Source organism: Mesorhizobium sp. M0195 (assembly GCF_040322115.1).
In the GTDB taxonomy this organism is placed as follows: domain Bacteria; phylum Pseudomonadota; class Alphaproteobacteria; order Rhizobiales; family Rhizobiaceae; genus Mesorhizobium.
Window position 1 is genome coordinate 84,565 of the sequence record NZ_JAMYSV010000015.1, and the last position, 18,125, is coordinate 102,689.

Consider the following 18,125-nt stretch of genomic DNA (forward strand, 5'->3'; position numbering starts at 1 on the left):
GCACAAAAGCCGCCTAGCTCTCCGCCGCCAGATCGAGCGCCAGCCGGGTCATATCGGTGAAAAGCCCCTGGCGTTCGGAATAGTCGGTCTGCTCGCCGGTTGCCACGTTGTCGACGACGGTCAGGATCGACAGCGCCCGAGCGCCGAAATCGGCCGCAATGCGGTAGAGTGCGCTGGTTTCCATGTCCACGGCGAGCGCGCCCTGTGCCTGTGCTTCGGCAAAGCGTTCGCGCCCCAGCGGATGATAGAAAATATCGCTGCAAATGGTCAGCCCGGCCCGATGGTCGATGCCGAGTTCCGAAGCTCGGGCCAATGCCTGGGTCAACAATGCCGGATCGGGACCGGCATCGGCACGATAGAGCCCAAAAACCTGGCCGCTCTCCGCATTTTCGCCACGCACCGATTGCGCGATCACCAGGCTGCGCAGCGCCATCTCGGCGGTCAGGCCACCGCAGGTACCAGTGCGGATCAGTGTTTTCGCACCATAGAAGTCCAGCAGCTCATGCACATAGACCAGGAACGAAGAGACGCCGATGCCGGTGGATTGGATGCTGACAGGTTTGCCGCGAAACAGCCCGGTAAAGCCGAGCGCGCCGCGGCGGCGGTTGACGCAGCGCGGCGCTTCCAGAAAGGCCTCCGCCATCCATTCAGCGCGCTGCGGGTCGCCCGGCAGCAGCACCGTGCTTGCGTAGTCGCCTTTGCTAGCTTCGTTGTGTGGCGTCACGGCATGCTTTCCAAAACCCGTCGCCCGTTTCACCTGCAATCATGGCAGTCTCACGACATTGCGCAAGCGGAGCGTTGGAAGGGTCAGGATTCCAGCATGTCCTTTACGATTGTGGCCAATTGCTTGAGCGAAAACGGCTTCGGCAAGAAGCCGAAATGCGCGTCGGCCGGCAAGTTCTTGGCGAACGCGTCTTCGGCATAGCCGGACACGAAGATAAACTTGATGTCGGGCTGCCGTTTGCGCAATTCGCCGAGCAGCGTCGGGCCGTCCATTTCCGGCATCACCACGTCCGACACCACGACGTCGACCTTGCCGCCGAGCGCTTCGTAGACCTCAAGCGCCTCGACGCCGGACGACGCCTCGTGGACGGTGTAGCCGCGCGATTTCAGCGCCCGCATACCGCCCATGCGCACGGCGTCCTCGTCCTCGACCAGCAGCACCGTGGCCGAGCCCGACAGGTCCTTGGCTGAGTCGGCGATCTTGGCAGGTGCGGCCGGCGCCTCTCCAGCCTCGCCCGCCTTCCTTGCCTCCGCAATGTGCCGCGGCAGGAAGATACGGAACACGGATCCCTTGCCGACTTCGGAATCGCAGAAGATGAAGCCGCCTGTCTGCTTGATGATGCCATAGACCATGGACAGACCAAGGCCAGTTCCCTTGCCAACCTCCTTTGTCGTGAAGAAGGGCTCGAAGATCTTTTTCAGCACATCAGGCGCGATGCCGCTGCCGCTGTCCTCGACCTCGACCAGCACATAGTCGGCCGGTGTAAGTTCGCGATAGGAAAAGGTCTTGCATTCCCCGGCGCTGACGTTGCGGGTACGTACGGTGAGTTCGCCGCCGGCCGGCATCGCGTCGCGTGCATTGACCGCCAGATTGACCACCACTTGCTCGAATTGCCCGATATCGACCCTGACCGGCCACAGGTCGCGGCCATGGTCGATCTTGAGCTTGATGTCGTTGCCGACCAGCCGGGCAAGCAGCATCCTTAGATCGGCGAGCACGTCGGTCAGGTTGAGCACCTCCGGCCGCAGCGTTTGCTTGCGCGAGAAGGCCAGCAACTGACGCACCAGCGAGGCCGCCCGGTTGGCGTTCTGCTTGATGTTCATGATGTCCGGGAATGACGGATCGGACGGCCGGTGGTTGGTCAACAGCAGGTCCGAGGCCATGATGATGGCGGTCAGCACATTGTTGAAATCATGCGCGATGCCGCCGGCGAGTTGGCCGACCGCCTGCATTTTCTGGCTCTGCGCCATCTGGCCCTCGAGGGCCTTTTGCTCGGTGGTCTCCACGGCATAGACGATGGCCGATTCCTCGGCGCCCTCGCCGCCGGTGCCGTCAGCGACCGCATTGACGTAGAAGCGTATGTGGCGCTCCTCATTGCCGGGCAGCACCGTATCGATCGGCTCGATGTCAGCCTGTTGCTGACGTGCCTTTTCAAAGGCCGCGGCGAAAGCCGGCCGGTCGCGCTCGTGGATCACCGTATCCAGCCGCACACGCCGATCGACCGCGTCGCGGTCGACGACCGAGGAAAACAGCGACAGGAACGGCGCATTGGTGCGCAGGATGCGGCCGGCATGATCGACGCCGGCTATCGCCATCGGCGTCGAGTTGAAGAACCGCGTGAAGCGTATTTCCGATGCACGGAGGTCGGCCGAAGCGTCCTCGCCTTGCGTCCGGTTGAGCACGATGGTGCGAGTCGGGCCGTTGAGCCCCTCTCGGCTGGCCGAGACACGATGCATGAAGCGCACCGGCAGCGCCTCGCCGGTCATCGTCGTCAGATCGAGGTCGATAACGGCATTGCGCGTGGTACCAGCGTCGGCCTTGACCGAACGGACCAGCGCCATGCCGTCGCCGGCGACGATCTCCGGCAGCGTGATGGCGCCGGGAGTGAAGCTGGCCAGGTCGATGCCCAGCCACTCCGCAAGGGTCGCGTTGATATAGGTGACGCGGCCTTCCTGGTCGGCCGAAAAGAAACCGGCCGGCGCGTGATCGAGGTGATCGATCGCCTTTTGCAGGTCGAGAAAGAACCGCTCCTGCTCGGCCCGTTCCTGCGAGATATCGGCAAGCTGCCAGGCAAGCATCGGCAGCCGCTGGCCTGGAACGCTGAACGCGCGGGCCCGGACGCGGTACCAGCGCGCGCCCGGTTCGGCGCCTGGCCGAATGGACTGCGCAAGCCGAAACTCGCCGTCGCCCGGCTGGCCGTCGCGCAGGCCCGACGCCAGCCGGTATATGGTCACCGAGGCCTCGGGAACGTCTGAAAGCAAACCTTCGACCGTCTTGATGTCGGCGGCCGACTCGGCACCCGTCATATCGGCATAGGTCCGGTTGGCGTAGATGATACGGCCTTTGGTGTCGGTGACCAGGAGACCTTGTGACATCGAATCGACGAAAGCTTTCGACAGTTCGTCGCTTGTCGAGCGCGGCGTGATATGCACGAAGCCGATCGCAGTGGCGAATAGAAAGCCGACGCCGATCATCGCCAGCACGCCAAGCATGCCGAGCAGGAATGGATCGCCAAGTCGCTCTCGGAAAAGGCCGAAGACGATCGCTGCCCCTGTCAGGACGACGATGAAAACGATGAGCCGGGTGACCGCGCCCGGTCGCGTGTTCTGGTCGACGATAGGTACCGGATAGAAATCGCCGCGCGCTTCCTTGGCCATGTGCCCCCTGCTCGTGAATTCCGGCGTCGGTTGAATCATATTCTCAGGGTCGGGAAAAGGCCCGGCGGCAGATGTCCGCTAAAAATGACGCCGTTCGGCTCCCGGTTTCGAGCTGTTCACGAAGCGTGAAAGGCAACTTGCGGTGGCCTGCCGCAACAGTCTAGTGTCGCCTCTCTTCGAAAGCTGATTTTGGGGGAACCAATGCTGCAATGGCTGGATGGCGTGGCGGGGCCTGGTTATGCCGCAGCAATCCTATGGACGTTTGCAGTACTTGTCCTGCTGCTCATCATTCTTCTTATCATCAGGCTGGTCCGCAGCCTGACATTCGGAACATTCGTCGCCGGGGGCAGGAACCGCAAGACGCGGCTGGCTGTCATGGATGCCACAGCGGTCGACAGTCACCGGCGGCTGGTGCTGGTGCGCCGCGACGATATCGAGCACCTGCTCTTGATCGGTGGTCCGACCGACGTCGTCGTCGAGCGCGACATCAGGCTCTCGGCGCTGCGCCGCCCGGCATTGACCGGAGACAACAGCCATCAGCCGGCAGCAAGGCCAGCTCAGACCACAGCCGCGCCGGCGAGGCAAGCGCCGCCGCAGCCGGCAAGCGCGGCCACACCCCCTGTCCGAGCCCGCCAGACGGCGACGATGGCGGCAACAATGCCGGCGCCTACGCCGGCGCCGAAACCGGCATCGAACGTTACACCGTTGCCAAGTTATGGATCCGTCAATGCCAATGCCTCGCGGCATGCGCCGCAGCCGGCAAGACAGGACTCCCCGGCAAGATACGAGCCGCCGGCACAGCATGAGTCGATCGACGATGCGCTGATGAAGGAGCTGGAGGTTTCCCTCGACGAGCCACGCTTCAGCCAAACGGCGAGCAAGCCGGTGGCGAAGGCATCGCCCTCTCTCGACGACGAGATGACGAAGCTCCTCGGCGAGTTGTCCAATCAGAAAAGATAGGGCGATAGCGAACGGCCAATGAAAATGGCCGGAAAACCGGCCATTTTGAACGCTCTACCGATGCCGTGTTTTTCCCGCCTGCTCAGTCGTCGCGGTAGACCTTCTCGCGCCGCTCATGGCGCTCCTGTGCCTCGATCGACAAGGTGGCGATCGGGCGCGCGTCGAGCCGCTTCAGCGCGATCGGCTCGCCCGTCTCCTCGCAGTAACCGTAAGTGCCTTCGTCAAGGCGCTGGAGGGCCGAATCGATCTTGGAGATGAGTTTTCGCTGGCGATCGCGGGCGCGAAGTTCGATCGCGCGGTCGGTTTCGGAGGAGGCGCGATCGGCGAGGTCAGGGTGGTTGGCGTTTTCCTGCTGCAGGATTTCGAGAGTTTCGCGCGCTTCGCGCAAGATGTCGTTCTTCCAGGTGACGAGCTTCATGCGAAAGTAGGATTTCTGCCGCTCGTTCATAAACGGCTCGTCTTCGGAGGGTACGTAATCGGCGGTAACGATGTCGTTCATTCGACTCACCCAACAAACCCCAAATTTGGCGCCTATATATTCGCGGACCGAAAACTGCACAAGCGCAATCGACGACAGTTTCACGCATTTGTTTATGTGGGACAAACCGACATTGGCGACATCATTCGCATGAACGGCACGCCCGAATTCGCGCATGATTCATTATGCTTGAGGGGGCATCGGCATTGCGCGCGAAGCGCTTCTGATGGCTAATTCCTGCGGCCGCATTTGACCGGTCGGTACCCGACATATCGGGGGTTTCGTGACCAAACTTTACCTGCTGAGGCATGCGAAGGCCGGCTGGGCGCTGCCTGGCGTGACTGACTTCGACCGCCCGCTCGATCCATCCGGCTTCGCCGACGCCGAAGCGATGGGCGTGCTGATGCGTTCCCGCAAATACGCACCGGCCCTCACCCTTTGCTCAAGCGCCAAGCGCGCCCGCCAGACGCTGGAAAGCTTGGCTGGCCATACCAACACGGGCCGGGTGCTGTTCTGTGACACCTTCTACAGCGACGATGCCGCGGCGTACCTCACTGCCATCCGGCAAAATGGCGGGCTGGATGCCTTGCTCGTCATCGGTCACAAGCCGATGATTGGGGATCTCGCCATGGCGCTGTCGGGCGACGGCAACGAGACCGCGCGGGCCATGCTGAACCACGGCTTCCCGACCTCCGCACTTGCCGTGGTCCGGTTCAACGGCGGACTTGCCGAGGCTGCGCCAGGCACCGGCTATCTCGAAGCCTTCCTGACGCCTGCGGATATCTGAGGCCATTTCAAAGCCGCGCATCAAAGCCTATATCGGAGCCTGACCGGCCCGCGAGAACAGATTTGGCATCATCGCTGACGACTTTTACCGACGAGGCCAAGATTGCCTTGGATACGTTGTCAGGCCGCGCTGCCGGGCTTTTCGCTCCGTCGCTGCGGCTTGGCGTGACCGGGCTGTCCCGCGCCGGCAAGACGGTGTTCATCTCGGCCCTTGTACACAATCTGGTCCATGGTGGACGCTTGCCGCTGTTTGAGGCACAAAAATCGGGGCGCATCGCCCGGGCTTTTCTCGAAGAGCAGCCGGACGACGCCGTACCACGCTTCCAGTACGAGGATCACATCGCGGCTCTTGTCGACGAGCGCGTCTGGCCGGATTCGACGCGTGCGATTTCCGAACTGAGGCTCACCATCGAATACGAATCGGCCTCTGGCTGGAGCCGCATGTTTTCCGCCGGCAAATTGTCGGTCGACATCGTCGATTATCCCGGCGAATGGCTGCTCGACCTGCCGCTGCTCGGCAAGTCCTACGCCGATTTTTCGCGTGAGGCCTTCGAGATGGCCGTGTTGCCGGTGCGTGTCGATCTTTCGCGGGAATGGCGGGCGCTCTCCAATCCGGTCGACCCCAACGCCGACGCCGACGAGATGACGGCGCGCCGTCTCGCCGAGAGCTTCGCGGCCTATCTCAAGGCCTGCAAGCTCGATGAGCGGGCGCTTTCGACCTTGCCGCCCGGCCGCTTTCTGATGCCCGGCGATCTTGAAGGCTCGCCCGCTCTCACCTTCGCGCCGCTGCCGAATCTGGACGGCCGGCGCTCCCGCTCGGGATCGCTGCAGGCTATGATGGAGCGGCGCTACGAGGCTTACAAGACGCATGTCGTTAAACCGTTCTTTCGCGAACACATCACGCGTCTCGACCGCCAGATCGTGCTCATCGACGCATTGCAGGCATTGAATGCGGGCCCCGGCGCGATGGCCGATCTGGAGCGCGCGGTCACCGAAATCCTGTCCTGTTTCCGGCCCGGCCGGGGCAACCTCCTGACCGACCTGTTTTCGAGGCGCATCGACCGCATATTGGTGGCCGCGACCAAGGCCGACCACCTGCACCACGAAAGCCACGACCGCCTGCAGGCCATCGTGCGGCGGCTAGCCGACCGCGCCGTGGCGCGGGCGAATTTCACCGGAGCCGACGTCGACGTCGTCGCCATGGCGGCCATGCGCGCGACCCGTGAAGGCACGGTCAAGCAGGGCCGCGAGACTTTGCCGGTCATTATCGGCACGCCGTTGCGTGGCGAAAAAATCAACGGCGAAACCTTTGACGGAAAGACCGAAACAGCCATATTTCCCGGAGACTTGCCGGAGAAAGTTGATGCGTTGTTCGACGTTGCCGAATCGATCCGCCGGCAGAACAATGACGACCCCGCAATCCGCTTCGTGCGCTTTCGCCCGCCGAAGCTCGAGCGCACCGCCGAGGGCGTCACGCTGTCGCTGCCACATATCAGGCTCGACCGCGCGCTGCAGTTCCTGATCGGAGATCATCTCGCATGAGTGCGCCCCGCAGACCGGCGGCCTTTCGCATCGAGCCGGAGCCCCAGCAGAAGGAAGATTCGACGGCTCGCCATGCTGCGTCCGAGGCCGCGCCGGCGCGAAAGCCGCGTACCGTGAAGGCGGATCTAGCTGTGGTCACACCGGCGGAGATCGACGTCTTCGACGAGCCTGATATCGTCGCTGCCGAGCCGCCGCCGGCGATTGCGCCGCGAAAACGTTCGCTGCTTGGCAGCCTGTTCTTCGGCGCGCTGGGCGTTCTGGTTTCGCTCGCCGTCGGCCTCTGGACCGACCAGCTGATTCGCGACCTGTTCGAGCGCGCCGAGTGGCTGGGCTGGCTGGCCGCCGGCATGGCCGCGATCGCCATCCTGGCGCTTCTGATCATCCTCGTGCGCGAGTTCATGGCGATTGCCCGGCTTGCCGAGGTCGAAAAGTTGCAGAAGCGGGCGCTCGATGCGATTGCCCGTGACGATCCGAAGACCGCCCGAGCCGTGGTCGACGAGTTGTCGGTCTTTGTCTCGGCCAAGCCCGAAACCGCGGCCGGCAGGCGCTCGCTGGCCGAATTGCGCGGCGAGATCATTGACGGCGGCAATCTGGTGCGCCTGGCCGAGACCGAGATCCTCGGCCCGCTCGACGCCCGCGCGAAGGTGATGATCCTCGAGGCGGCAAAGCGTGTGTCCCTGGTGACCGCGGTCAGCCCGCGCGCGCTGGTCGACGTCGCCTATGTCGTATTCGAAGCCGGGCGGCTGATTCGGCGACTGTCGGAGCTCTATGGCGGCCGCCCGGGCACGCTTGGCTTCTTTCGCCTGGCGCGCAGCGTTCTCGCCCATCTCGCGGTCACCGGGTCGATCGCCGTCGGCGACAGTTTCGTCCAACAGCTCGTCGGCCACGGCCTTGCGGCCCGGCTGTCGGCAAAGCTCGGCGAAGGCGTCGTCAACGGCATGATGACGGCGCGCATCGGCATTGCAGCGATGGAAACCGCAAGGCCCCTGCCCTTTTACGCGGTCAGGCGGCCTGGATTAGGCGATTTCCTCTCCGCGCTGACGTCCTTTGCAGCAAAGAAAGAAAAAGAAACATCCGTTTCGCGAACGTGACTATTGCCTTGGGGTGACAAAGCATTAACCAATCTTGTTCATGGTCGGAAGCGTCCAAACCAGTCTCTTTGTTGCCGGGTGTCGTCGATGAAAAGCGTTATTCTGTCCAGCGGGCTGCCCGTGGCGCTCGCGCTTGTCGCAACCGTCGGCATTGCCGGAAGGGCTACGGGGGCGGAACCGGACAAGCAGTTCTTTCGATCGGTCGAAGGCAAATGGGTCGGCCCCGGAGAAATCGTCGCTGGCAAATACAAGGGCACGAAATTCACCTGCAGCTTCACCGGCTCGACGCCTGACGGCAAAGTCGGCATGTCGCTCGACGGCGGCTGCCGGGTCGGCATGTTCACCCAGCAGATGTCGGCAACGATCGAGCACAAGGGCCGCCAGGGCTACAAGGGCAGCTTCATGGGCGGCGCCGCCGGGTCCGGCCTCGACATTATCGGTGGTAATGTCGTCGATGCGCACAAGGTGGTTTTCACCATCAATCGCAATCAGTTGCGCGGCGTTATGCAGGCGCTTGTCCCAGACGACAACTCGATGACGGTGACCGTTGCCGTGCGCGTCGACCAGCAACTGGTCCCGGTCATCGGGATGAAGTTGAAGCGGGTCGATGGGGTAGAAGTTGGCTCCATCGCTCCGAACTGAGCCTCCGGCATGAAAAACGCGGCAGCCAAACGGCGCCGCCCTCTTTGACATGCAATGGGCGCTCAGCCTTTGATCGCCGCAGTCAGCTCGTCATAGGCCTTGCAGGCGTCAGCCGCTGTTGTGCCACCCGGATACTTGGTTGTGACCGCTTGGACCTTGGCTGTGAGATCGGCTGCCTTGGCCGGATCCTTGGTAATCGCAGCCTGAAGCGCTGCAGTCATGTCCTGAGCCTTCTTGCTCAGCATCTCGGTCGTGCACTCCGGTGCCTTGGAACAGGCGGAGCCGGCAAGTGCCGCGATACCAACGGCAACCAGCAAAAACGTCTTCATGTCAGTCATCTCCTCAAAAAGGGCCGCGACTTGATCGTCGCTCACCCTCCACTGGCCGAAGCCGGGCGTCCTTAGCGCCGGATCGCTGGAACAAGCAACGCCCGGAGGCCCATTATCCTGTGCAGTGCGCCTGCAATATCGCTTCCACGACGCACCGGATTCGCACTGTTCGATCCGCTCCGAAGCCCCTATCTTGGCCGCTTGTTGCAAGAGAGCGGAACGGCAGGCATGGCGGCAGAGGCATCGAACAGCGATCTGATCCAGGTGGTGGCGCTGCTTGCCGCCGGCGTCGTTGCGGTGCCGATCTTCAGGCGCATGGGACTTGGCTCCATCCTCGGCTATTTGACGGCCGGCGTCGTGATCGGCCCGTTTGGGCTGCGCATCTTTTCCGAATCGGAAGCCATTCTTCATGTCGCCGAACTCGGCGTCGTCATGTTCCTGTTCATCATCGGACTGGAGATGCAGCCGTCACGGCTGTGGGGCCTGCGCCGCGAGATTTTCGGGCTTGGCGCGCTGCAGGTCGGCGTCTGCGCGGTCCTGCTGACCGGCGTCGGGCTGGCGGGAGGTTTTCCTATCGCGCAATCCTTCGTCGCCGGCGCCGGTTTCGTGCTCACCTCGACGGCCATCGTCATGCAATTGCTGGAAGAACGCGGCGAGCTGGCCACGCCCAAGGGCCAGCGCATCGTTTCGGTCCTGCTTTTGGAAGACCTGGCCATCGTGCCGCTGCTGGCGCTGATCGCCTTCCTCGCGCCGGGCGGTGCCGATATGAGCCTGTCGGATCGGTTGACGGAGGTCGGTATCGGCCTTGCCGCGATCGTCGGGCTGGTGCTTGCAGGACGCTATCTGCTCAATCCGTTCTTCCGTATCCTGGCGGATGCGCGCGCCCGCGAGGTGATGACCGCAGCCGCCCTTCTGGTCGTTCTCGGATCGGCGCTCGCCATGCAGCTTTCCGGCTTGTCGATGGCGATGGGCGCCTTCCTGGCCGGCGTACTCTTGTCGGAATCGACCTTCCGCCACCAGCTGGAGGCCGACATCGAACCGTTCCGCGGCATTCTGCTCGGGCTGTTCTTCCTCGCCGTCGGCATGTCACTTGACCTGCATGTGGTCGTCGTCAACTGGCAGCTCATTGCCATCTATGTCGTCGCCTACATGATGATGAAGGCGATCGGCATCTATATCGTTGCCCGCGTCCTCAAAACCGGCCACCGGGAAGCGCTCGAGCGCGCGGTCTTCATGGCGCAAGGCGGCGAATTCGCCTTCGTCCTCTATTCCGCAGCAGCGGCAGTCGGGATCATCGATAGCCAGGCCAATGCGATGCTGACCGCTATCGTCATCATTTCCATGGTGCTGACGCCGTTGGCAATCGTAGCCCTGCGGTATCTGACGCCGCGCGACGAGCAGTCGCTTGAAGGCGTTGATGTCGCCAACGGCCTGACCGGCAGCGTGCTGATCATCGGCTTTGGCCGGTTCGGCCAGATCGCCAGCCAGCCGCTTTTGTTGCGCGGCATCGACGTATCGATCATCGACAATGAGGTCGAAATGATCCAGGCGGCAGCCGATTTCGGCTTCAAGGTCTATTATGGCGACGGCACGCGGCTGGACATCCTGCGTGCCGCGGGAGCCGGGCGGGCACGCGCAGTGCTGATCTGCGTCGACAAGCCCGATGCCGCCGTGCGCATCGCCGAACTGATCAAGGCGGAATTTCCCTTGCTGACGGTGCTGGCACGGGCTTTCGACCGCGGTACGGCGTTGCAGCTCATTCGTGCCGGCGTCGACTATCAGCTCCGCGAGACCTTCGAATCGGCGCTTGTCTTCGGCGGCTCGACACTGGAAGCCCTTGGCGTCGACCCGGAAGAGGTCGCCGAGGTCATCGAGGATGTCCGTCGCCGCGACGTTGCCCGTTTCGAACTTCAGCTGGCCGAAGGCATCCGCGCCGGGCGACGCTTTCTCAAAGGCAATATCGGCACCCCCATTCCGACGCCGCTCAGCACGCCACGACGCGCGGGCCAGGCGCTCAACGAAGAGACCGCCGGCGTGCTGCAGAAATCCGAACCGGCCGATTAAACCTTGGAATGACGCGAATGATGAACGAACTGGACGAGCGCGCTCTCTCCGTCACCAGATTCTGGCGCGACGCCGGGGAGGAGGCATGGTTCGAGAAGAACGACGCCTTTGATGCCGACTTCCGCACCCGGTTTTTCGATCTGCACTTCGCCGCCGCCGGCCGCGAATGCGACGGCTGGTCTGAACACGCCGAAGGGTCGCTGGCACTGATGATCCTCCTCGACCAGTTTCCGCGAAACTGCTTTCGCGGCACCGGCCACATGTACGCCACGGATCCGCTGGCGCGGCATTTCGCCGGGAAGGCGATCGCTGACGGCCATGACCTGGCGCTCGACGAAGAGCTCCGCGTTTTTCTCTATCTGCCCTATGAGCATTCGGAGGACCTCGCCGATCAGCTCAAATCGGTGGAGCTTACAGCCGCCAAGGCGCCATCCTACCTGAAATATGCGAGCGAGCATCGCGACATCATCCAGCGCTTCGGCCGTTTTCCGCACCGAAACAGGATGCTTGGCCGCGAGACGACACCGGACGAACAAATGTTCCTCGACGGAGGTGGGTTTTCCGGCTGATTTCGGGCTCCGATGGCGGCAGCGTCAGGCCTTCCACCAATCCCGGCCTGACGGCAGCCGTTCAATGCCCGATGTGTCGACTGCGGCCAGCCGCTCCGACACGCTCTTGCTGTCGACCACGAGCTCCGGCGCAATTTCTGCCAGCGGTGCCAGCACGAAGGCGCGCTCCAGCATGCGCGGATGCGGCACCTCCAGCCCGGTCTCGTGGATAACGCGGTCGCCGAACACCAGAATGTCGATATCGATCAGGCGCGGCCCCCAGCGCTCCTCGCGCACCCGCTTCAGTTTTCGCTCGGCATCAAGGCAGAGGTCCAGCAACTCTCGCGGTGCGAGCGCGGTCCAGATTTCGGCCGCCGCATTGAGGAAATCCGGCTGATCGAGCTTGCCCCAAGGCGGCGTGCGGTAGAGCGACGAAACGGCAACGACGCGCGTGCTCTCGTCGGCATCCAGAATGCCCAGTGCCGCAGCCATCGACCTCGCCGGATCACCGAGATTGCCGCCGAGACTGAGATAGACGGTATTATTCTGGCCAGACAACGGTCACCTCGACATGATCGAGCACACCCGGCACCGGGGCATTCGGCTTGCGCACGGTGATCTCGGCCTTTTTTATCTGCGGAAACCGCGCCGTCAGCGCCCTCGCCACTTCGAGCGCCAGCGCTTCGATCAGAAAGCGCCGCTCGCCTGTAATGATCTTCTCGATGACCGCAAAAGCGATGCCGTAATTGACGGTGTCCTCGATGGAATCCTCGACCAGCGCCCGCCCGGGATCCACCGTGAGTGCCGCATCGACATAAAAGCGCTGGCCGAGCGTCTCTTCTTCGTCCAGCACACCGTGCCGAGCGAAGAAAGCGCAGTTTTTCATGCGGATGACATACATGGCTCAGCTTTCCCCGATCTCACGCGCCAGCATAGCATCGGCAATGGCCAACGCATCCACGTTGATTGCGACATCGTGGACGCGAAAGAGATGCGCGCCTCTGAGCCTCAGGATGACGCTGGTGGCCGCGGTTCCGGCGCCCCTTGCGGCTGCATCGCGGCCGGTGACGGTGCCGATAAAGCGCTTTCGCGATGTGCCGGCCATCAGTGGAAAACCCAGCGCACGAAGCTCGGAAAACCGTGCCATCAGGTCAAGATTTTCAGCGGCCGTCTCCTTGGCGAAGCCGAAGCCCGGGTCGAGCACGATATGGTCGTCGGCAACACCGCTCCGTCGCGCAATTTCCAGCGACTTCCTGAGGAAGAAGAGCTGATCGGCAATCACGTCGGGTAGTTTCTGTCGATCCCGTCCCGTGTGCATGATGACAAGCCCGGCGCCGGTTTCGGCCGCGACGCGGGCAATGCCCGGTTCGCGCTGCAGGCCCCAGACATCATTGACGATATGTGCGCCGGCCTGGACGGCGAGCCGGGCCGTATCCTCGCGATAGGTATCGACCGAGATCAGCGTTCCGCCAGACGTCGCGAGCGCCTCGATGACCGGCAATATGCGCGCCTGCTCTTCCTTTGCGGAGACCGCAGACGCCCCGGGACGTGTCGATTCTCCCCCGATGTCGATGACGGAGGCCCCCTCCCCGACCATGCGGCGCGCCTGGTCAACTGCTTTTTCAGGCGCATCGAACAGGCCGCCGTCGGAAAAACTGTCCGGCGTGATGTTGAGGATGCCGACGACCACGGCCTTGCCACCAATGTCGAGATGGCGTCCGTGGGCTAACTGCCATCGCCCTGTCATCATTGCCCATCAACCATGTCCGATCCCGCGGCGTGGCCGGGGATCAATTCCGTTGCGCCGGAGACGGCGGTAAAGCAAGGTGGGCAAAGAGGCAACACGATGAAACGATCCTTCCTTTGCGCCCTGATGCTCGCCCTGACCGCATTCCCGGCCAGCGCTGCAACTCTCGTCAAGACATATAGTTATTTCCCGATCGGCGGCAGGACGCTCGACGACATCGAGACCCAACTGTCGAAACTCGGGCCTCAGGTGAAAAGCACCGGGTCGCGGCATCCAGGCGCTACCCAGATGGCGTTCACCACCCGCGTCAGCTATGCACAAAAGCCGGGCTCGTGCTGGATTGCCGACGCTGTCGTCATCGTCAAGGTCAAGGTGATCCTTCCGCAGTGGCGCCGCCCGCGGAAAGCCGATGCAGGCGTCAGGCTGTTCTGGGATACGTTGTCCGCCGACATCAAGCGCCATGAGGAACGCCACGTCGAGATTGCCAAGAACCATGGCCGCGAACTCGAAGACGCCTTGAAGGCGAGCTACCCGGAAAAGACCTGCGAACTGGCCAAGGCCAAGGCCGCAAAAATAACGGCGGCCATGCTCGCCAAGCACGACCAGGAGCAGATGCGCTTCGATCGTGTGGAAAGCGTCAATTTCCAAAGCCGCATCCTGCGGCTCTTGAATTACCGCATCGAGCGCATTGAGAACGGCCGACTCGCTCCCGGCTGAACTCCGCGTCGTCGGACAAAGCCAATTTTGCCGAAACATGGTGCCAGCTTCGAAAAACTTTCGAGCCGCTGTCGAAATCGGCCTATAGCGAACGACATATATCGAGTTCGCAGGGCTCATCTCAAAGGCACGAGAACACGGCCAATCTGTACACTCGACGCACTCCAGCGCCTCGCGGACGTGCACCCAAGCGTAATGGGATGAATGGATATGGACCAGGCTATCGACAAGCAAGCGATGGTGGAAACCAGCACGCCGCTGACCGAAACCGAGAAAAACGCCATCATCGGCGGCGTGCTCTTGTCGATGCTGCTGGCAGCGCTCGACCAGACCATCGTCGCGCCGGCGATGCCGACGATGGCACGTCTGCTCGGGCATGCCGAGTATCTGCCGTGGATCGTGACCGGCTATCTTCTGACCGCGACCGCCGTGGCGCCGCTCTACGGCAAGATCTCCGACATTTATGGTCGCCGGCCGACCGTCTATGCTGCAATCCTGATCTTTCTCGCCGGCTCGCTGGTCAGCGCCACCGCCCCCAACATGCTGGTCCTGGTTGTCGGCCGGGCGATCCAGGGCGCCGGCGGCGGCGGGCTGTTCGCCCTGACGCAGACCGTGATCGGCGACCTCGTGCCGCCGCGCGAGCGGGCTCGCTACGCCGCCTGGATCTCGGGCACCTGGGCCGTCGCCAGCATCGCCGGGCCGCTGCTCGGCGGCACCTTCGCCGAACATCTGCATTGGTCGCTGATCTTCTGGATCAACATTCCGCTCGGCCTGCTGGCGATGGCGATCATCAACAACCCGCTCAAGAAGCTGCCGATCTCCGCAAAACATCACCGCATCGACGGCCTCGGTGCCCTGCTTCTGGTCGCGGCCACCTCGCTGCTGCTGCTTGCCTTGAACTGGGGCGGCAGCGAGTATCCCTGGCTGTCGCCTGAAATCCTTGGACTGCTCATCTGCTCAGCGGTGTTCTGGAGCGCGTTCGCGCTGCGGCTGCTGCGTGCGGCCGAACCGCTGATCTCGCTCGAAGTGCTCGGCAATCCGATCGTTCTCGCCGGGACGCTGTCGATGTTCCTGCTGCAGGCCGCCAATGTCGGCTTGTCGGTCTATCTGCCGGTCTACCTGCAATCGGTCGTCGGCCTATCGGTCAGCGAATCGGGCACCGCGTTGCTTGGGCTGATGCTCGGCACGGTGGCCGGTGCGACCTTCAGCGCGCGAATGATCCCGCGCTTTTTCCACTATAAACGCATTGCCATGATCGGAACGGTCTTCTCGATCCTGTGCCTCGGCGTGCTCAGCCTGGTCGCCGGGCATGCCTCACTGTTGCTCGTCGAGGTGTTGACGACCTGCGTAGGCCTGGGCACAGGCACGACCTTTCCGGTTGCCACTGTCTCGGTCCAGAACGCCGTCGATCGTATGCACCTTGGCGTGGCGACCGGCGTTCTCACCTTCCTCCGCTCGCTGGGCAGTGCGCTTGGCGTCGCCATGCTTGGTGCCGTCGCCCTTGGCTACGGCCTGCCGCTGGCCAGCGAAGGCACGCAGCCGGCCGGCCATGTTGCCTCGGCCATGCCGTTCGTGATGATCTTTCTTGCAGCGGCCGCAACCTTGCTGTTGTCGTTCATCACGCTCTGGCTGATGCCGGAAAAAGCGCTTCGAGGCCATGCCGAGGCTGTGGCCCCAGCGTTGGCGGAGTAGACCGGCCCGACAAAAATACAGCGAGGGTCAGTCGACCACGCCGAGCTTCTTCTGCAAGCTGGTCGACGAGGTCGTATACTGGAACACAATGCGCTCGCCGGGGCTGACGATGCGCTTGGCTGCTTGCGCCATCAAAGCGACCTCATGGAAGCCTGACAGGATCAGCTTCAACTTGCCGGGATACCAGTTGATGTCGCCTACGGCGAAGATGCCAGGCACCGACGTCTGGAATTTTTCGGTGTCGACCGGGATCAGGTTCTCGTGGAGATTGAGGCCCCATTCGGCGATTGGGCCGAGCTTCATCGTCAGGCCGAAGAATGGCAGCATCCGCGTACACGGTACTTCGATATCGCCCTCCGGTCCCTTGATGATGGCGGAGGCGAGCTGGCCGTCGGCGCCGGTCAGGCCAGTCACCTGTCCGACCTGGAATTCCAGTTGCTTCATCTCCTGCATGGCATACATCTTGTTGACGCTGTCGGGCGCTGCACGGAATTCGGGCCGCCGGTGCACCAGTGTCACGCTCTTGGCCACTGGCTGCAGATTCAGCGTCCAGTCGAGCGCCGAATCGCCGCCGCCGACGATAACGAGGTCATGGCCGCGAAAGTCCTCCATCCGGCGCACCGAGTAGAACACGCTCTTGCCTTCATAGGGTTCGATGCCCGGAATCGGCGGCCGCTTCGGCTGGAAAGAGCCGCCGCCAGCGGCTATCACGACTATTTTGGCTTCGAACACCTCGTTTTCGTCGGTAGTGACGCGGAAGCTGCCGTCCTCCAGTCTTTCCAGGCCCGAAACCATGCGGTTATAGGTGAATTCGGGCTTGAACGGCGCGATCTGCTCAAGCAGCTTGTCGACCAGGCCTTGTGCCGAGATCGAGGGCCAGCCCGGAATGTCGTAGATCGGCTTTGCCGGGTAGAGTTCGGCGCACTGCCCGCCGGGCCGGTCGAGTATGTCGATCAGATGGCACTTCATGTCGAAGAGGCCGAGCTCGAATACCGCAAACAGGCCGACAGGCCCTGCCCCCACAATGAGTACGTCTGTCTTGATGATAGCGGTCATGAAGCATGCGCCTTTATGGGAAAACGGCGCGACACTGCATGACCATTGGTCCGCTGCCAAGCGGCAGCGGCAAAAATCGGCTTCAGCCCTGGCGGGCCGGCACGCGCACGACCAGCCCGTCGAGGGCGTCGCGCACCTTGATCTGGCATGACAGCCGCGAATTCGGCTGGACGTCGTAGGCGAAATCCAGCATGTCCTCTTCCATGGCTTCCGGCTCGCCGACCTCCGCCGTCCAGGCTTCGTCGACATAAACATGGCAGGTCGCGCAGGCGCAGGCGCCGCCGCATTCCGCTTCTATTCCCGGCACCGCATTGCGGATCGCATTTTCCATGACGGTTGAGCCGTTTTCGGCATCCACGTCAAAACGCGTGCCGTCATGGGCGATGAAGGTCAGCTTGGTCATTTGTCACCTGAAGGGAGTCTGAGCCGACATAATCACTCTGCCGGACAAGTCAACTGCGGCGCCAAAGCGCCGCTGTGTGGCGTTTCGGGAATAAGTGCTATCGGCTGATGGCGGCGACGAAGTCGCGCACTTCTTCGATCAGCGAGCCAAGCCGCTTCAGCGTGCCGGCGTCTTCGGGCCGGCATTCGATCGCACTGGCGCAATCGGCGATGGCGAAGGCGCCGACCCCGCGCGCCGAGCCTTTGAGCCCGTGTGCCAATAGCAGCCGCTGCCCGACATCCGCATCGACGATCTTGTCGCGCACCGACAGCGCCTGCTGCACGAACAGAGCCAGCACCTCCTGCTCGAGGCTCCGATCGCCCATCGTCTGGCGCGCAAGATGCCCCAGGTCGATCGGCCGCGCCCCGGCTGTCCCCGACACATCGCCGCCGGGCATCGAGAAGGCAATGCCGTTTTCGCCACGTATCACTTTGAGACTCCGTTCTTCGACCGCCGCAAAAACTAGGCGTATCCGGTGGACAACGGGTTAATGATTGGCCCGGAAAAATGTCGCGATAACGGCGCCGGAATCACGGCTGTGTTAACCTTATATTTAAAGTTTTACGTATCGGGCGGAATGCATGTTTTCTTTACCCGGCTGTGTCATTACGATACGACAGGTCCATTTTCAGCCTCCTGCGCGGGACACG

Annotated in this window: 19 protein-coding genes; 9 read left to right on the forward strand and 10 right to left on the reverse strand. The window is 62.7% G+C overall.

Annotation, left to right across the window (positions count from 1 at the left end; translation table 11 throughout):
• Window positions 1-13: 13 nt before the first annotated feature.
• Together NKJ12_RS24345 and cckA are read right to left on the reverse strand one after the other, a co-directional pair.
• Window positions 14-724, reverse strand: a complete 711-nt coding sequence (locus tag NKJ12_RS24345) for a purine-nucleoside phosphorylase (RefSeq protein ID WP_352705517.1) — start codon at window positions 722-724, stop codon at window positions 14-16.
• An 83-nt stretch (window positions 725-807) separates the two neighbouring features.
• Window positions 808-3,381, reverse strand: coding sequence for a cell cycle histidine kinase CckA (cckA, locus tag NKJ12_RS24350; protein ID WP_352705519.1), 2,574 nt, complete (start codon window positions 3,379-3,381; stop codon window positions 808-810).
• A 201-nt stretch (window positions 3,382-3,582) separates the two neighbouring features.
• Here cckA and NKJ12_RS24355 point away from each other — a divergent pair, with 201 nt between their 5' ends.
• Window positions 3,583-4,341, forward strand: coding sequence for a hypothetical protein (locus tag NKJ12_RS24355; RefSeq protein WP_352705521.1), 759 nt, complete (start codon window positions 3,583-3,585; stop codon window positions 4,339-4,341).
• Window positions 4,342-4,423: 82 nt separating this feature from the next.
• Here NKJ12_RS24355 and dksA read toward each other — a convergent pair whose 3' ends face one another.
• Window positions 4,424-4,840: an RNA polymerase-binding protein DksA gene (dksA, locus tag NKJ12_RS24360; protein ID WP_023674847.1), complete on the reverse strand. Its 417-nt coding sequence runs from the start codon at window positions 4,838-4,840 to the stop codon at window positions 4,424-4,426.
• 262 nt (window positions 4,841-5,102) lie between these two features.
• Here dksA and NKJ12_RS24365 point away from each other — a divergent pair, with 262 nt between their 5' ends.
• From NKJ12_RS24365 to NKJ12_RS24380, 4 genes are all read left to right on the forward strand, one after another.
• Window positions 5,103-5,606: a SixA phosphatase family protein gene (locus NKJ12_RS24365; RefSeq protein ID WP_352705523.1), complete on the forward strand. Its 504-nt coding sequence runs from the start codon at window positions 5,103-5,105 to the stop codon at window positions 5,604-5,606.
• Between the two features lie 62 nt (window positions 5,607-5,668).
• Complete coding sequence (locus NKJ12_RS24370; protein ID WP_352705525.1) at window positions 5,669-7,147, forward strand: YcjX family GTP-binding protein; 1,479 nt, start codon at window positions 5,669-5,671, stop codon at window positions 7,145-7,147.
• Entirely contained in the window at window positions 7,144-8,238 is a 1,095-nt protein-coding gene (locus NKJ12_RS24375; RefSeq protein WP_352705527.1) for a YcjF family protein, read from the forward strand. The genes NKJ12_RS24370 and NKJ12_RS24375 overlap by 4 nt, the downstream gene beginning before the upstream one ends.
• Before the next feature lie 87 nt (window positions 8,239-8,325).
• Window positions 8,326-8,880 carry a hypothetical protein gene (locus NKJ12_RS24380; RefSeq protein ID WP_352705529.1) on the forward strand — a complete coding sequence of 185 codons (555 nt, stop codon included), beginning with the start codon at window positions 8,326-8,328 and terminating at the stop codon, window positions 8,878-8,880.
• A gap of 62 nt (window positions 8,881-8,942) precedes the next feature.
• Here NKJ12_RS24380 and NKJ12_RS24385 read toward each other — a convergent pair whose 3' ends face one another.
• Entirely contained in the window at window positions 8,943-9,209 is a 267-nt protein-coding gene (locus tag NKJ12_RS24385) for a hypothetical protein (protein ID WP_352507861.1), read from the reverse strand.
• 228 nt (window positions 9,210-9,437) lie between these two features.
• Between NKJ12_RS24385 and NKJ12_RS24390 the strand changes: the two genes are divergently transcribed.
• A complete protein-coding gene (locus NKJ12_RS24390; protein ID WP_352705532.1) occupies window positions 9,438-11,273 on the forward strand; it encodes a monovalent cation:proton antiporter-2 (CPA2) family protein in 1,836 nt (611 codons plus the stop codon).
• A 17-nt stretch (window positions 11,274-11,290) separates the two neighbouring features.
• The gene (locus NKJ12_RS24395; protein ID WP_502896223.1) at window positions 11,291-11,842 is read left to right on the forward strand and encodes a DUF924 family protein; all 552 of its coding nucleotides are present in this window, start codon (window positions 11,291-11,293) and stop codon (window positions 11,840-11,842) included.
• Window positions 11,843-11,866: 24 nt separating this feature from the next.
• Here NKJ12_RS24395 and folK read toward each other — a convergent pair whose 3' ends face one another.
• Genes folK through folP form a run of 3 tightly spaced genes read right to left on the reverse strand, consistent with a single transcriptional unit; the run spans window position 11,867 to window position 13,571 of the window.
• Complete coding sequence (folK, locus tag NKJ12_RS24400; RefSeq protein ID WP_352507859.1) at window positions 11,867-12,379, reverse strand: 2-amino-4-hydroxy-6-hydroxymethyldihydropteridine diphosphokinase; 513 nt, start codon at window positions 12,377-12,379, stop codon at window positions 11,867-11,869.
• Window positions 12,363-12,722, reverse strand: coding sequence for a dihydroneopterin aldolase (gene folB / locus NKJ12_RS24405; protein ID WP_023674838.1), 360 nt, complete (start codon window positions 12,720-12,722; stop codon window positions 12,363-12,365). Before folB ends, folK begins: the two co-directional genes overlap by 17 nt.
• Before the next feature lie 3 nt (window positions 12,723-12,725).
• Window positions 12,726-13,571 (reverse strand): dihydropteroate synthase, encoded by an 846-nt coding sequence (folP, locus tag NKJ12_RS24410; protein WP_352705534.1) that lies wholly within the window; start codon window positions 13,569-13,571, stop codon window positions 12,726-12,728.
• Window positions 13,572-13,667: 96 nt separating this feature from the next.
• Here folP and NKJ12_RS24415 point away from each other — a divergent pair, with 96 nt between their 5' ends.
• A complete protein-coding gene (locus NKJ12_RS24415) occupies window positions 13,668-14,285 on the forward strand; it encodes a DUF922 domain-containing Zn-dependent protease (protein WP_352507857.1) in 618 nt (205 codons plus the stop codon).
• A 210-nt stretch (window positions 14,286-14,495) separates the two neighbouring features.
• A complete protein-coding gene (locus tag NKJ12_RS24420) occupies window positions 14,496-15,977 on the forward strand; it encodes an MDR family MFS transporter (protein WP_352705536.1) in 1,482 nt (493 codons plus the stop codon).
• A 27-nt stretch (window positions 15,978-16,004) separates the two neighbouring features.
• Here NKJ12_RS24420 and NKJ12_RS24425 read toward each other — a convergent pair whose 3' ends face one another.
• The 3 genes from NKJ12_RS24425 to NKJ12_RS24435 all read right to left on the reverse strand — a co-directional run bounded on the left by NKJ12_RS24425 (window position 16,005) and on the right by NKJ12_RS24435 (window position 17,902).
• Window positions 16,005-17,033, reverse strand: coding sequence for an NAD(P)/FAD-dependent oxidoreductase (locus NKJ12_RS24425; protein WP_352705538.1), 1,029 nt, complete (start codon window positions 17,031-17,033; stop codon window positions 16,005-16,007).
• A gap of 82 nt (window positions 17,034-17,115) precedes the next feature.
• Window positions 17,116-17,436 carry a 2Fe-2S iron-sulfur cluster-binding protein gene (locus tag NKJ12_RS24430; protein WP_254817397.1) on the reverse strand — a complete coding sequence of 107 codons (321 nt, stop codon included), beginning with the start codon at window positions 17,434-17,436 and terminating at the stop codon, window positions 17,116-17,118.
• A gap of 97 nt (window positions 17,437-17,533) precedes the next feature.
• Window positions 17,534-17,902: an Hpt domain-containing protein gene (locus NKJ12_RS24435; RefSeq protein ID WP_254817406.1), complete on the reverse strand. Its 369-nt coding sequence runs from the start codon at window positions 17,900-17,902 to the stop codon at window positions 17,534-17,536.
• Between the last annotated feature and the right edge of the window lie 223 nt (window positions 17,903-18,125).